13 protein-coding genes are annotated in these 13,443 nt (G+C 58.6%); 1 reads left to right on the top strand and 12 read right to left on the bottom strand.

All coding sequences use genetic code 11. From position 1 onward, the window contains the following. Positions 1-13: 13 nt before the first annotated feature. The 9 genes from BM035_RS09010 to BM035_RS08970 all read right to left on the bottom strand — a co-directional run bounded on the left by BM035_RS09010 (position 14) and on the right by BM035_RS08970 (position 8,133). A complete protein-coding gene (locus BM035_RS09010; RefSeq protein ID WP_092031241.1) occupies positions 14-1,222 on the bottom strand; it encodes an ammonium transporter in 1,209 nt (402 codons plus the stop codon). A gap of 222 nt (positions 1,223-1,444) precedes the next feature. Beyond that, positions 1,445-2,368 (bottom strand): flagellar motor protein MotB, encoded by a 924-nt coding sequence (locus BM035_RS09005; protein WP_092031240.1) that lies wholly within the window; start codon positions 2,366-2,368, stop codon positions 1,445-1,447. A 2-nt stretch (positions 2,369-2,370) separates the two neighbouring features. After that, a complete protein-coding gene (gene pomA / locus BM035_RS09000) occupies positions 2,371-3,141 on the bottom strand; it encodes a flagellar motor protein PomA (protein ID WP_092031238.1) in 771 nt (256 codons plus the stop codon). A gap of 65 nt (positions 3,142-3,206) precedes the next feature. Further along, positions 3,207-3,629 carry a YkvA family protein gene (locus BM035_RS08995; protein WP_008177156.1) on the bottom strand — a complete coding sequence of 141 codons (423 nt, stop codon included), beginning with the start codon at positions 3,627-3,629 and terminating at the stop codon, positions 3,207-3,209. A gap of 78 nt (positions 3,630-3,707) precedes the next feature. After that, a complete protein-coding gene (locus tag BM035_RS08990; protein WP_008177157.1) occupies positions 3,708-3,965 on the bottom strand; it encodes a TIGR03643 family protein in 258 nt (85 codons plus the stop codon). A 70-nt stretch (positions 3,966-4,035) separates the two neighbouring features. Next, positions 4,036-4,629 (bottom strand): tRNA-uridine aminocarboxypropyltransferase, encoded by a 594-nt coding sequence (locus BM035_RS08985; protein ID WP_302848262.1) that lies wholly within the window; start codon positions 4,627-4,629, stop codon positions 4,036-4,038. A gap of 6 nt (positions 4,630-4,635) precedes the next feature. Next, positions 4,636-6,297 carry a phytoene desaturase family protein gene (locus BM035_RS08980; RefSeq protein WP_092031235.1) on the bottom strand — a complete coding sequence of 554 codons (1,662 nt, stop codon included), beginning with the start codon at positions 6,295-6,297 and terminating at the stop codon, positions 4,636-4,638. Further along, positions 6,288-6,794, bottom strand: a complete 507-nt coding sequence (locus tag BM035_RS08975; protein ID WP_092031233.1) for a DUF6231 family protein — start codon at positions 6,792-6,794, stop codon at positions 6,288-6,290. The genes BM035_RS08980 and BM035_RS08975 overlap by 10 nt, the downstream gene beginning before the upstream one ends. A 16-nt stretch (positions 6,795-6,810) precedes the next feature. Continuing rightward, a complete protein-coding gene (locus BM035_RS08970; protein ID WP_092031231.1) occupies positions 6,811-8,133 on the bottom strand; it encodes a DASH family cryptochrome in 1,323 nt (440 codons plus the stop codon). Positions 8,134-8,301: 168 nt separating this feature from the next. Between BM035_RS08970 and BM035_RS08965 the strand changes: the two genes are divergently transcribed. After that, positions 8,302-9,414 carry an S-(hydroxymethyl)glutathione dehydrogenase/class III alcohol dehydrogenase gene (locus BM035_RS08965; protein ID WP_088558386.1) on the top strand — a complete coding sequence of 371 codons (1,113 nt, stop codon included), beginning with the start codon at positions 8,302-8,304 and terminating at the stop codon, positions 9,412-9,414. Positions 9,415-9,490: 76 nt separating this feature from the next. Here the strand turns inward: BM035_RS08965 and BM035_RS08960 are convergent, their stop codons facing one another. The 3 genes from BM035_RS08960 to BM035_RS08950 form a co-directional block, all read right to left on the bottom strand. Continuing rightward, the gene (locus BM035_RS08960; protein WP_092031230.1) at positions 9,491-10,087 is read right to left on the bottom strand and encodes an antibiotic biosynthesis monooxygenase; all 597 of its coding nucleotides are present in this window, start codon (positions 10,085-10,087) and stop codon (positions 9,491-9,493) included. Between the two features lie 74 nt (positions 10,088-10,161). Next, on the bottom strand, positions 10,162-11,490 hold the full coding sequence (locus BM035_RS08955) for a DUF1329 domain-containing protein (protein ID WP_254775445.1): 1,329 nt from the start codon (positions 11,488-11,490) through the stop codon (positions 10,162-10,164). 15 nt (positions 11,491-11,505) lie between these two features. Further along, a complete protein-coding gene (locus BM035_RS08950; protein WP_092031227.1) occupies positions 11,506-13,422 on the bottom strand; it encodes a DUF1302 family protein in 1,917 nt (638 codons plus the stop codon). Positions 13,423-13,443 lie beyond the last annotated feature (21 nt).

The following is a 13,443-nucleotide window of genomic DNA, read 5'->3' as shown; positions in this document are numbered from 1 at the left end:
ACCGCAACCGGTGTTACTCGACCGCGGTCGCCCCAATCCGGTGGATGCTCAGATCCGCCCCGTTGAACTCTTCCTCTTCGGTCAGGCGCAGGCCGGAGATGGCGTTGATTGCGCCATAAACAATCAGGCCGCCGACAAAGGCCACAACCACGCCGGCCACTGAGCCGATGATCTGCGACATCAGGCTGACGCCGCCAAGGCCTCCCAGCGCTTGCTGGCCGAAAATGCCGCAGGCAATCGCGCCCCAGACACCACAGACACCGTGCAGGGGCCAGACACCCAGAACATCGTCCAGCCGTTCGATCTTGGCCTGCGCCCATTCAAACAGGTAAACGAAGATGGCGCCTGCTACGCCGCCAGTCACGAGAGCGCCCACCGGATGCATCAGGTCAGAGCCGGCACATACCGCCACCAGTCCCGCTAGCGGGCCGTTGTGGATAAAGCCCGGGTCCTTGCGGCCCAGCAGCATGGAGACGAGGATGCCGCCGACCATGGCCATCAGGCTGTTCACGGCCACCAGGCCGCTGATGCCGTCCAGGGTCTGGGCCGACATGACGTTGAAGCCAAACCAGCCGACGGTCAGAATCCAGGCGCCCAGGGCGAGGAAGGGGATGTTGGAGGGGGCAAAGGCCACCACCTTGCCGTTGCGGTAGCGCCCATTTCGTGCACCCAGAACCAGTACGGCCGCCAGGGCGATCCAGCCGCCCACCGCGTGCACTACAACGGAGCCGGCAAAGTCGTGGAAGGATGCACCAAACTGGTTCTCCAGCCAGCCCTGGAAACCATAGTTGCCGTTCCAGATCAGCCCCTCAAAGAAGGGATAGATAAAGGCGACAATCAGGCCTGAGGCAATCAGCATCGGGTAGAACCTGGCGCGTTCGGCAATACCGCCGGACACGATGGCGGGAATGGCCGCGGCGAACGTCATCAGGAAGAAAAACTTCACCAGATCATAGCCGTTGGCAGCAGTGAGCTCGGCGGCGCCGCTCATGAAATGGCTGCCGTAGGCGATGTAATAGCCGATAAAGAAGTAGGCCACGGCGGAGATGCCGAAGTCGGTCATGATCTTGACGAGGGCATTGACCTGGTTCTTGTGGCGAACCGTGCCCACTTCCAGGAAGGCAAAGCCGGCATGCATGGCCAGCACCATAATGGCGCCGATAAGGATGAACAGCGTGTTGGCGCTTTCTGTCAGGGTATGTACTGCACTCGTGATGTCCACGGGTTTTCGCTCCTGATGTTGTGTGTCCGGCCTCTATCGGACCGTTTACGTTGACTTGTGCATTGTTGAGGTGCAGCTAAAGCAAGAGCTGTTCCAAAACAAGGCATATCAAGAGCTGAAGGGCAGTTGAGGGGGCTTTTAGAAATGTGAGGTACTATTTTCACTCTAATAATGCACTAATACTGTGCGGTTTAGCGTGTAGCGCACCAAAATAGAGTGCGCTTACCAACTGATTTCGTTTGGTGTCGAGCTGTCGGATTCGGATTCGATCCCTAGGCTGGATTCGGCATCATCCGATTCGGACTGGATCAGTTCCCGAAGGCGTACTTCCTGCTCCTGCATCGGGCCGGAGAGATCAATGATGATTTCAACGCGCCGGTTCTTGGCGCGGTTTTCCGCAGAGGTGTTGGGTACCCGCGGCTCGGTATCCGCCAGACCGGTAACGGACAGACGCGTGGGTTCCACCTGGTCCCGGGCAACCAGAACGTTGGCAACGGCTGCTGAACGGGCGGCGGAGAGGTCCCAGTTACTGTAAAAACGGTCGGTCCGGATAGGCACGTTGTCGGTGTGTCCCTCGATCGTCAGGTCACCAGGGATGCCATCAATCACTTCTGCCATATCCAGCAGCAAGCCCTCGAACTCCCAGGTCAGTTGAGCCGAGCCCGAAGGGAAAGAACCTTTTTCCTCAACCCGAATCACGATTCGCCGCTGATCCTCACTCACATTGATGCGCCCATCGGCGATCGCCGGCTCCAAGACTTTCAGGATATCGTCCATGGTTTCCTGCATCTGTTCCTCCATGGCGGCTTCAACGGCCATGTCGGTGGGGCTCTTCAGGGTCTGGAGCTCCGGCGCTTCGTCCGTGGTGGTCTGTTTGACTTCGTTGACCACCGTGGGCTCGGGCGGCGCAGGGGAAAACTTGTCAAAAATGGGGCTGGTACCCTTCGGGATCTCCAGGGCCGGCACATCCCGCTGGACGCCAAAGGCTTTGGACAGCTCACCGGCAATCTGCTTGAACTTCTGGGCGTCGATCTCGGAAAAGGACAGCAGCAGAACAAAGAAGCACATCAGCAGGGACATGAGATCGGCGAAGGTGACAACCCACGCCGGAATCCCCGGCTTTTCCTCTTCTGGTAACTCGTCCATGGTTACGCGCCTTCTGCTTCGGCCACTTTTTCACGTTCTTTGGGTGGCAGGTAGCTTGAAAGCATCTGCTCAATGATACGGGGATTGGTCCCTTCCTGGATGGCAACCAGTGCATCAATGTACAGGGACTGCATGCGTGCTTCCTCGGTCATTCGCAGAGAAAGCTTGTCGGCTATCGGGGTTGCAAACATGGTTGCAATCATGGCGCCATAAAGCGTGGTCAGCAGGGCGACCGCCATGGCCGGGCCGATGGATTTGGGATCTTCCATGTTCGACAGCATCTGAACCAGACCAATCAGTGTGCCGATCATGCCCATCGCCGGCGCCACGTCCGCCATGGCCGTGAAGACCTTGGCGCCAGAGCGATTGTGGTCGAGAGTCATCAGACGCTCCTTGTTCAGAAGCTCCTTGATGGTTTTGCTGTCCTGTCCGTCCACCAGCATCTGAATGCCCTGGGACAAAAAAGGGCTGCTGATCTCCCTGCCTTCGAGGCCCAGCACACCCTCTTTCCGGGCTACGTTGGCGATCTCCACCAACTCCTCAATGCTGGCCTGGGTTTCCGGCAGTTTGAATTTGAAGGCGCGGGCGGCCGCTTTGAAAGCCCCCAAAAATTGCGAAACGCTGAACTTGGCGAGCACGACGAACATGGTGCCGCCCACAACGATCAACAGCGAGGCCGGATTGATAAATACAGCAGGTGAAACACCGAGAATAACGGCAGACGCGATCAGCAGTGTAGCGCCGGCAAGACCGATGAGAGTGGCTAGATCCACGACAACTCCAGATTTGATTCAGGTATCCCAACAGCAGGGGCGGGAGAATACCGCCAGTTCAGAAATTAATCAATTCGCACTGGCCCTGTTTGAGATTCTTCCTGCTGCTCTTTCCAGGCAGCATAGCGGTGAATATCGGACTCCACCAGCTTCAGGCACAGCGCAACAACGCCGGCGTCGTCCACCAGACCGAATCCGAAAATCAGGTCGGGAATGACATCGAGGGGGTTCATGACATAGATCAGCGCGCCGGCCACCGCTGCGATCGTTTTCCACGGAACGCTCCGGTAATTGCCGTACCAGTAGTCGCGGATCATCGAAAACATCAGCTTGATGTCGGCGCTGAAGCGAGACAGTTTGCCGCTTTCTTTCACTTTCTCTTCAATACTGCGCTGGCGGTCGAGCAGCGTTTCCAGATCCGCCCGATGCACCTTGCCCGCCTCGGCGTCCAGTTGTTTCCGGGCGTTTTTCTGGTTGAACAATGCCATCGAGAGGGTTCCTCACTTGCTTGATGCCTGAGTGCTCATGATCGCGCAGCTTCGCCGTCAATGCCAATGACAAGGCGTTTATCGGTGCTTGTACTGGGTCGGACAATAGCCGCGGTCTACACCCTCAGGTCGTAGCTGGCGATGTTTGGTGTTGCGCCCGGTTACCCGCTTGCGCCATAGCCGGAAGCTACCGGGCTTGAGCTCACGACGCATCAGGCGAATAACATCTTTTTCGCGAAGGCCATAGAGGGCTTCGATGGCCTCGAAGGGTGTGCGGTCCTCCCACGCCATCTCGATGATGCGGGAGAGGTCCGCCGGTTCAAACTGCTCTGACATGGGGTTTCTCTGTTTGACTAACGTGTTCCCAGAGTACGTTTGAGCTGGCCAGTCGTCTCACCCGGCTGGTTTATTGGTAGTGCCTGTGCAGCCGGGCCGGGATCTGGGCCAGCTGTTTGTTTACCAGTGTGCGCATTGCACGGGCGATTGGCCGGGTATCCAGCTCTGGCTCAAGCACATTGAGCAGATAGGCAACGGCCTCTGCCGTGGCCAGTCGGTGTTCTCCGGGCGCCTTTCGGATGGCGTAGGCAGAGGCCGGCGGACTGGCGAAATGGAAACGCGGTAACGCAGAGAGTTCCGGGTTCTGGTGAAGGATTTTGGCGGCCTTGCGCCAGGTGCCGTCGAGGATGATCCAGTGATCGAACTGGCGCACGTCTGAGGTTTCGAGCGCCTCACTGCCGGGCCCGGGAAACAGCAGGGCCGGTTGATGACTGCCGGCGACGGACTCAAACCCGGCCTGATGGAAATCGCGCGGCATTTCGCCCGTGAAGAGCCTGAGATTTGCGAGGCACCGGGTGAGGATGCGAACGGTACCCTTGGCATGGCCGACCTCGGTCGGGTGCTGCAGTATCGTCACCCCCGTGCGGTTCCGCACGGGGGCACACGCTTCGCAAACACAGATATTCGGATGCATGCCGCAATCGGCGCAAATCGGTCTGGGCAACCCCTGTTACCCCACGAAAATACCCTTCGCCAGACCGGCCCCGCGCCAGCCCTGAATGGCCAGGGTGCTGACCAGTCCACCGATCATTGCGCCCACGACACCGCAGGTGAGGATATCCTGGCCGGTAAGGTAGAGCCCGGGGATGTCGGTCTTGGGTTTCAGCCACTCCTGTTCGAAGCGCTCGGGGTTGTGGTCCAGGCCGTAGAGCTCGCCCCGGCCGTAACGGCAGAACCAGGCGGTGGAAAGCGGGGTTGAGGTTTCCACGTAATCCACTTTTCCGCGCAGCTGGGGCAGTTTCTCGTACATCACTTCCAGCAACTGGTCGGTGATTTTCTGCTTCAGGGCCTCATAGTCGTCGCCCCGCTTGCCCCAGATGGTGTCCTGCCAGGGCTCGAACATCTCCCAGGTCGTCGGGGCGACGATCTCGATGGTGGAGGTGCCAGGCCAGCGGTTCTGGTAATCCGGATCCTTGGCTGCCGGAAAGGAGATGTAGACCACCGGGAACTCGGTGTTGTCCGGGTCATCCAGAAACTGTTGCACGTTGCCATCGTGGTCCGCGCTGGGATAGATCCAGAAATTGGTCCGCGGCAGGCCCAGTGCCTCCGGTGTGCCCTTCAGGCCAATGTAGAGGCCGATGTGGGGCATTGAGGGAATGATGTGCTGGCGTTTGCTTTTGTAGCCGATCTTCTCCGCGGACTCGGCGGGCAGCAGTTTTTCGAAAGTGTTGATAACTCCGGCGTTGCTGATGACCAGCGGTGCCCGGATTTCCTCGCCATCGGCCATGCGAACGCCGGTTGCCCTGCCTTTCTCCACCAGAATGTCGGTGACGTCGGCGTAGGTAAAGACTTCACCGCCGGGCTGCTGGATAACAGGAATAATGGTTTTGGCAATTTCCGACGCGCCGCCGACGGGGTAAAAGCCACCGTAGAGGTAATGTTTGGCAATCAGCGCATGGACCATAAAGCTGGATTGCATCGGCGTGACGCCGCAGTCGCCCCATTGGCCGGTGATAGCGCCGATCAGTTCCTGATTGTCGGTGAGCTCGCTCAGCACCTCCCACGTGGTCTTGTTGAAACAGTCAGGCAGGGCAACATCCAGCCCTCTGTTGATAACCGGGCTCAATATGCCGGGGGCGAGCTTGGAGAGTGTGTACCACTGCATGCCGTCTGCCACCTTGCCCAGCAGCTTTACATACTGGTCGATGGCTTCTTGTTCATCGGGAAAGGCATCGAGCAGGGAGAGACGCAGCCCTTCCTTGCCGGCGCGCAGATTCACGACCTTTTCGCCCAGGAAGAAGCGGTCGTAGTTCTCGTCCATGGGGGCCCATTCCAGCTTGCCGTCGGTGATGTAATCGAACAGCCTGCGGCCCAGGGTGTGGGGAGAGCCCATGTCGCCGATGTAATGGACGCCTACGTCCCATTCGTAGCCGTTGCGAGCGTAACTGTGGGTGTAGCCGCCGGCCGTGTAATGCTGCTCAAGCACGAGGACTTTCTTGCCCGCCTTGGCCAGGCAGGCTGCGGTGGTCAGGCCGCCGATGCCTGAGCCAATTACGATGGCGTCGTAGGGGCCTTTCAGGCGACTGGCCCGGTAACGGGTACCGATCCTGATCGTACTGGGCTTCAGTTTCTGAGAAGACGGACTGTTCACTTCAGTGCTTTTTACCACCATGCCTTGCCCCACATTTCCGGATTGGCCCAGTTCTCTGGATTGTTCCAGGCCCGTTTGTGGTTGTAAGTATTCAGATTGTAGGTGTACAGCGTGAGTGCGCCGTTATCATTTTCCAGTTCGGCATGGCGACGGAAGCCAAGGCCGATGAAATCAGTAAAGGCCCAGCCTGGCGCTTCGCCAACCAGCACCGCGATCTGATGTGTGCCATAGTTTCTTAGCTGGCCCAGCAGCAAGGCGCCTTCATCATGAGGCAGGTGTTCCAGGGTGCCGGTTATCAGCGCCAGATCTGCAACCCGGTCGATGTGCAGCCTGGCATTGGGGTCGATGGTGTCGAGAGTTCGAACATCGACGCCATCCTGGTGCTTCTGCCACATCCGCGATATTTCGGTTGCGAGGCTGCCGCAACTCAGCAGGGTTGCCGGTGAGCTGGTTTCGATGATGCGGGCCAGTGTCTCCCGTGCTTCATCCGAGTTGCTGTTGTCCGTCATTTCCGCCATGGCGATTCGCCTTTTACTACAGGGGCCAGTCTGCCGCATCCACTGTGTGTAAGCCTACGGGCTGATCTGCATGCCCGCCCCAGCGGTCAATAAAGGTGCCGGTGGGATCGTACTGCTGCGTCTGTTTTTCGAGGTTGAACTGCCGCAGGCCTCTCGGGTCCGCCCCTACGCCAGCCAGGTACTGCCAATTGCCGTAGTTGCTCCCTACATCATAGTCGATCAACTGCTCCTCAAACCATGCCGCTCCGTAGCGCCAGTCCAACCCGAGTTCGTTGATGAAGCAACTGGCGACCAGTTGTCTGGCCCGGTTGCTCATGTAACCGGTTTCCCGCAGCTGGTTCATTGCGGCGTTCACGATCGGATATTCGGTGTTGCCCTGGCACCAGGCCTTGAAACGATGGCCGTAGAAGGTGCCATGCCGGCGTTTGCGCTGGACGCCGTCCCGGCGGAACAGGTTAGCGCCATGTTTCAGGGCGTACCAGTAGAAGTATTCGCGCCAGAGGAGCTCGAACCAGAGCCAGTAGGTGGATTCGTTTTTAGTCTCGCTGGCTTCGTATTCGGTGATGGTTTCTGCTACTTCCCGGACCGAGAGACAGCCGTTGGCCAGCCAGGGTGAGAACTTGGAGGAGGCATCCCAGGTGTCCAGGGCGTTCCGGGTTTCCTTGTAGCGGTCAATGCTGTGGTTGCCATAGAGGAATTCCTGCAGCCGCGCCAGGCCGGCGGCTTCACCACCCATAAACTGTAACGGATGAACCGGTTCCGGTATCGGCGGGCAGTCGCCGCGATTGTCCTCCGGGAATCCCGGCGGTGGCGGCAGGGCCGTCAGGGTGCGGATTCGCAAGCGCTCTGAACAGCGATCTCCGGTTTTCTCAACTTGCTTGCGGAACTGGGAGAAGGTATCCGGCAACTCCCCGAGCGCCATCGGCAGGGAACCCTCGGTGAACAGGCTCAGAGTCTCGAATTGCTGGAATACTGCCTTGGGCAGCCTGTCCTTGATGGCTTGCCACTGACCAGCCTCCTGGGTGCCCGGAAGCCGGGAGCGGACAATCCGTTCAATGCTGTGGGCGTGCGCAAGTTGGGGAATGACCGTTTCCGGCTCACCAAAGGCGATGTGGAGCCGCTGGCCCAGTGGTCGAAGGCTGCGTTCCAACGCCATCAGGCTCTGCCAAAGAAAGCGCCACCGATGATCCCCCATGGCCTTGCTCTGCAGGGGACCGGGCGCAAACCAGCGCGGATCGACCACATAGAGGCAGAGCAGCATGTCGGACTTCGAGGCCGCCAGCAACGAAGCGTTGTCGTGCAGGCGAAGATCCCGCGTAAACCAGTAAAGCGTGCGCAACGTAAGAGCTCCTCTCTCGGTATCTGTCAGCTGTGAGAAGATACGAGCCAGTTCCGAAAAAGATTTCGCCGCCCATCTGGTTGCGCACTTCGTCTAGAATGAACGAACAGCCGGCACATCGTGGCGTGAAATCCAAAACACAGATCCGAATTCAACAGGAGTCCGACAGTGATTAAATCCCGTGCAGCGGTGGCTTTTGAGGCCAACAAGCCGCTAGAAATTGTCGAAGTCGATGTGGCGCCGCCCCAGGAGGGCGAGGTTCTGGTGCGCATCGTTGCCACCGGTGTTTGTCATACCGACGCCTACACCCTGTCTGGTGCTGACCCTGAAGGCCTGTTCCCGACCATTCTGGGCCACGAAGGTGGCGGTATTGTCGAGGCGGTCGGACCCGGCGTCAAAAACCTGGAAGTGGGTGACCACGTGATTCCGCTCTACACGGCCGAATGCGGCGAGTGCAAGTTCTGCACCTCTGGCAAGACCAATCTGTGTGGTGCCGTGCGTGCGACCCAGGGCAAGGGCGTAATGCCCGACGGTACCTCCCGTTTCTCCTACAACGGTCAGCCACTCTATCATTACATGGGTTGCTCCACCTTTTCCGAATACACCGTACTGCCGGAAATCTCCCTGGCCAAGATCCCCAAGGAAGCGCCCCTGGACAAGGTTTGCCTGCTCGGCTGCGGCGTGACCACCGGCATCGGTGCGGTGCTGAACACCGCCAAGGTCGAGGAAGGCGCAACCGTGGCCATCTTCGGCCTCGGCGGTATCGGCCTGGCGGCGATCATCGGCGCCAAAATGGCCAAGGCCGGCCGGATTATCGGTGTCGACATCAACCCCGGTAAATTCGACATTGCCAAACAGCTGGGTGCCACCGATGTGGTCAATCCCAATGACTATGACAAGCCGATCCAGGAAGTGATTGTCGAGATGACCGATGGTGGCGCCGACTACACCTTCGAGTGCGTTGGTAATGTGAAGCTGATGCGTGCGGCGCTCGAGGCCTGTCACAAAGGTTGGGGCGAATCCACCATCATCGGTGTTGCCGGTGCCGGCGAGGAAATCAGCACCCGTCCGTTCCAGCTGGTCACCGGTCGCGTCTGGCGTGGTTCAGCCTTTGGCGGCGTAAAAGGCCGCACCGAGCTGCCGGGCTACGTGGAGAAAGCCGAGAAGGGCGAGATTCCGCTGGATGTGTTCATTACCCATGAAATGCCGCTGGAAGACATCAACAAGGCGTTTGATTTGATGCATGAGGGCAAGAGCATTCGGACGGTTATTCATTTCTGATTGGGTCGGGAGTGAGTCAGCGCGGTCTGGCTTGCTCCCTGACTTTTCTCTTCTCAGACATCCAGCAGTCGTTCGCTCAACGGGAGGTGCCCTTCTGTCGGGGAAACAACCAGAAGGCGAACCATCTTGTCATTCTGGGCATTAATACATAGCTCATTAACCCCATCACCACGACCGTTACCATCATCGTGCGCAGCAGCAGTGGCACCTGCGCCAACCAGTCTCCGAATACCACGAATACTAGCGTCACCGCTGGATAGAGTGCCAGCCAACTGACAATAGTCATCTTCCATTTGGGTGGTGGTTGCACCGGGTTCTGGCCGGGCAGAGTGAACCAGGTCACGATGCCGGAGGTGACTTCTCGTTCGCTGGGCTGCACCAGCAGGCTTTCAATCTGTTCCAGCAGCTCGGCGCGTTCTTCCGATTCCTCCCAGGCGGTCAGGGTTTCCCGGTCCCGGAATTTGAAGACAATCCGGTACTCGGGATCGTCGGGAGAAGCTGGCCGGAACATGGCCGTGCCCAGGTAACCGGGAAAACGGGACGCCCGCTCGGTCATCTGGCTACTTAACGCTTCAAACGCTTCTTGCTGGCCCTTCCTGACCCTCCGCGAAACAACTACGGTAAGGGGCGCCGTTGAATCCTGTTCGCCAATGGCAGACTGGTTATCGGTCATGTTCGATATCCTCTATAGTCCAAAAAAGGGGCCCGCCGAAGCGGGCCCGAAAGAGGAGCAACAATGATGCCCGGTTAACTGCCCGTGGCGCGCAGGTACTGAACGTTGAACATGTTGGGCGGCGACATTTCAGGATCCACCTGGCCCTTGAACTGGCCGGTGGTGCAGTGGCTGGCCTGCACGTCGATCATGCTGAAACTGTCGTCAATGGAAACACCGGTGCCCTTGTTCTTGGCTAGGTGATGGTCCGGATGCGCCTGGCCAATGGTGAAGGTCTTCCAAAGGCTGCCTTTACGGTCATAGGACACGGTGCGGGGAATGGTGAAGGTCTGCGCGTCCATGAAGTGCACGCGCTTGGACAGCGGATGGCTCTCATCGACCGGCACCGACTCAACCTCATAGACCTTGCGAAGCTGCCAGGTGATATCCGGGAAGCATCCGCCCTGTCCGCTGAAGGCAACCACCTGGTAGCCGTCGCTGTCACTGTGGGTTTCAGTGTCGAGCTTGAGCTCATTGTGGTTGTAGAACGGCATCAGCATGTAACGGGTACCCTTGTAGGTCCAGTTCATGTCGGAAATCCGGCCGTTATAGCCTTCAAAGTCTTCAATCATCAGGTCGGAACCGAGGAACGCATCGGTGACCTGGCCGGTAGCCAGACGACGGACCCGACGCTGGAAGCCGAGGTACAGCCAGGAGTTGTCGCGCTTGAGGTCATCCGCGGCCCGGTGGATCAGCAACTGGGTATCGCGCACATCCGCCGGATCCAGTACCTGCAGGTAAATGGCGCGGAACAGGTCAGACGGGTTCGGTGTGATTTCAGGGGTTGGTTCCTGGTTCACCCGGCCCTTGTAGTTCAGGAAGTGGAAGTTGAACTTGATGGTGCGCTCAACGTCACCGGAGTTCATGTCGCGGTACTTCCAGTAGAACGGCGAGATGGCGGCGCTGTCGCCCCAGTTGTAGCCGTACTTGTAGTTCCAGGCCAGCTTCTCACCGGCGCGGGGATCATCGGCGCTGGGCTCTTCCGGGAACGGGCGGCCTGCCTGCCAACCGTTGATTTCGCCCACCTGACCACCGAGGGTGACCTGATCCATGCCGAGGCGGGTCGCTTCAACGTAGCTCGGGTGAAGATCAAAGGACGTGGTTTCACCCACGACCATTGTGGTCCAGCCCTGCTCAATGAAACCGTAGAAGGCCGGATCGATGATGTCCTTGAACTGGGCGACGTTGGACTGGTCGATCACCATTCCGGGCTCAAGACCCTCGTGCTGCGGCGTCTCGGTTTTGTAGGGATAGAAGGATTCGGTGATGACTGCTTCGTCCGCCAGAGCGGCCGTGGCCATCAGGCTGGCGGCGCAGCCAGCGATCAGAGTGCGCGTAAAGTGTTTCATTGTTTGTTGTCTCATGGTGTTACCTCGTGATCAGAAGCTGTAGCGAACGGTCAGCTGAACTTCGTCTTCTTCCTGGGCCATGCCGATCGGACCGGACTTGAAGCGACCGAGGGGTTCATAGCCGCCCAGACCTGCGGACTCGCCGGGTTGGTGATTGACCACACCCGGTGTTTGGGTGAACGGATCCCAAGGGTTACAGGATCGGCAGTCGTCGAATTTGCGGGCACCGTCCCCGACTTTCACGTTCGCGCCGGCGGTAACCTTGAACCGGTCAGTCACGATCCAGTCGACGCTGGGCGCAAGCGTGGTGGCCTGGGCGCGGAAGTCGTGGGCAGTGATCAGTTTCGGGATCAGACGGTTGTTCATGTAGAAGCCCTGAATCAGCAGGGTGCCAATCCAGTTGTGCTCCCAGTCCGGAATGCCGGCTTCACCATAGGTTCTCTGCTCACGCTCATGATCGAGAATGTGCTGGCCGAAGATCTGGCCGGAGAACAGGAACGACTGGTTTTCGTTCAGGAAAGGAATAAACACGTTCTTGTCTGCGCCAATAACGTAACGTGCCACGTCAGACTCGGAATAGAGCCTCTCGCGCAGGGTATTGGCGAATTCCTCGCCCGAGGTGTAGGCAGTCTCGAACCGGAATACGGTATCGATGCCCTGGGAGTAGTAGTCTAGAGAGCCACCCACCAGGTTGACCCGCGGGAAGTGGATGTCGAAGGCGATCAGGGACGGATAAACGTCTGTCGTACCGTCAAACGGGTTCTGGGCGGGAATGCCACCGCGAAGCGAGGGTAACTGGGAGCGATAGGTCAGTGCATTCAGGGAGAAACCCAGGTCGCCATAGACACCTTCCAGTTTAAGCCCCAGCTGGGTGTTGGACAGCTTCCAGCTCGGCATATTGGCGCGGCGGATACCGATCTGCCCGGGGCCGAAGTCGGTTGCCAGACCACCATCAGGTGTCGCGCCTGCAAAGTTGGCCACGGTGCCGCCATTTTCCCAGAGGTTGTTCATGCCCCGGAAGAAACAGCCGGCGTCGAGGATCACGTTGGGCTGGCCGCACTGGCCGATGTCGTGGGGACGGAACTCGTCGAAGTTCCACACCACCTGGAAGTTCAGGTCGTCAAAGGCAAAGCCTTCGAACACTTCCGTCGGGCCCATACGGTAGTCCGTTTTCAGGATCCACATGGGAATCCGGATATCTTCCAGCTCGTCGTAGATGTTGTTGCGGGAATAGTCCACCGGGTTGATCACATCCAGGACCCGGAACAGATCGGTGCGGCCCCAGATGACCTGCTGTTTACCCAGACGGGTGCTGAGTACGTTGCCACTGTCGAAGTTCAGATCGAAATCAACATAGAGTTCCCGGATGAAATCCAGACGGTCATTGAACTCCTGGAAACGCAGCTCATCTTCGTCCTTGTCGAGGTAGTCATCGATACAGCCGCGGCTGTCGACGTCACAGGGACGTACGGGTACGCCAAAAGCAACGCCGTTGTCCTGATCATGCAGGTGCTCGCCGAGAACTACCATGCCGTCGTTGGGGTTCTCATTGATGTCGAAACCGAAGAGCGGTGTGGGCGCAATACCGCCTCCGTGAGGAACCGAGCCCTGGGCAATGTCCTGGAGCTGAATCGGCCCGCCGGCTTCACTGCCGTATTCGTCATCATTGAGGTCGTAGACACCGTCGTAAGTACCGCGAAGCGTGCCGTTTACGGAGACATTGCTGAAAATGCCCACGTTCCCTATCCGTTTTTCCCCCTCGAGCTGAATGGTGTTCCGGAATTTGGAGAGCCCCACTCCGTCACGTGCGTAGGTTGCGTTCTCATAGAAGCCATTGATCCTGGTATCCTCCGCGGCAACAGTGCCGGGCAGCGCAGCCAGGGTGAGCGCAGTGGTGCCATAGAAAGCGGCGCACCAGAGACTCAGGCCTTTTATTCTTGTTTGCATGGCAGATCCTCGTTTGGGTTG

Origin of the sequence: Marinobacter sp. DSM 26671, assembly GCF_900112835.1 — a bacterium.
GTDB lineage: Bacteria > Pseudomonadota > Gammaproteobacteria > Pseudomonadales > Oleiphilaceae > Marinobacter > Marinobacter flavimaris.
The sequence above is the reverse complement of the archived record's forward strand: the minus strand, read 5'-3'. Positions and strand labels throughout refer to the sequence as shown.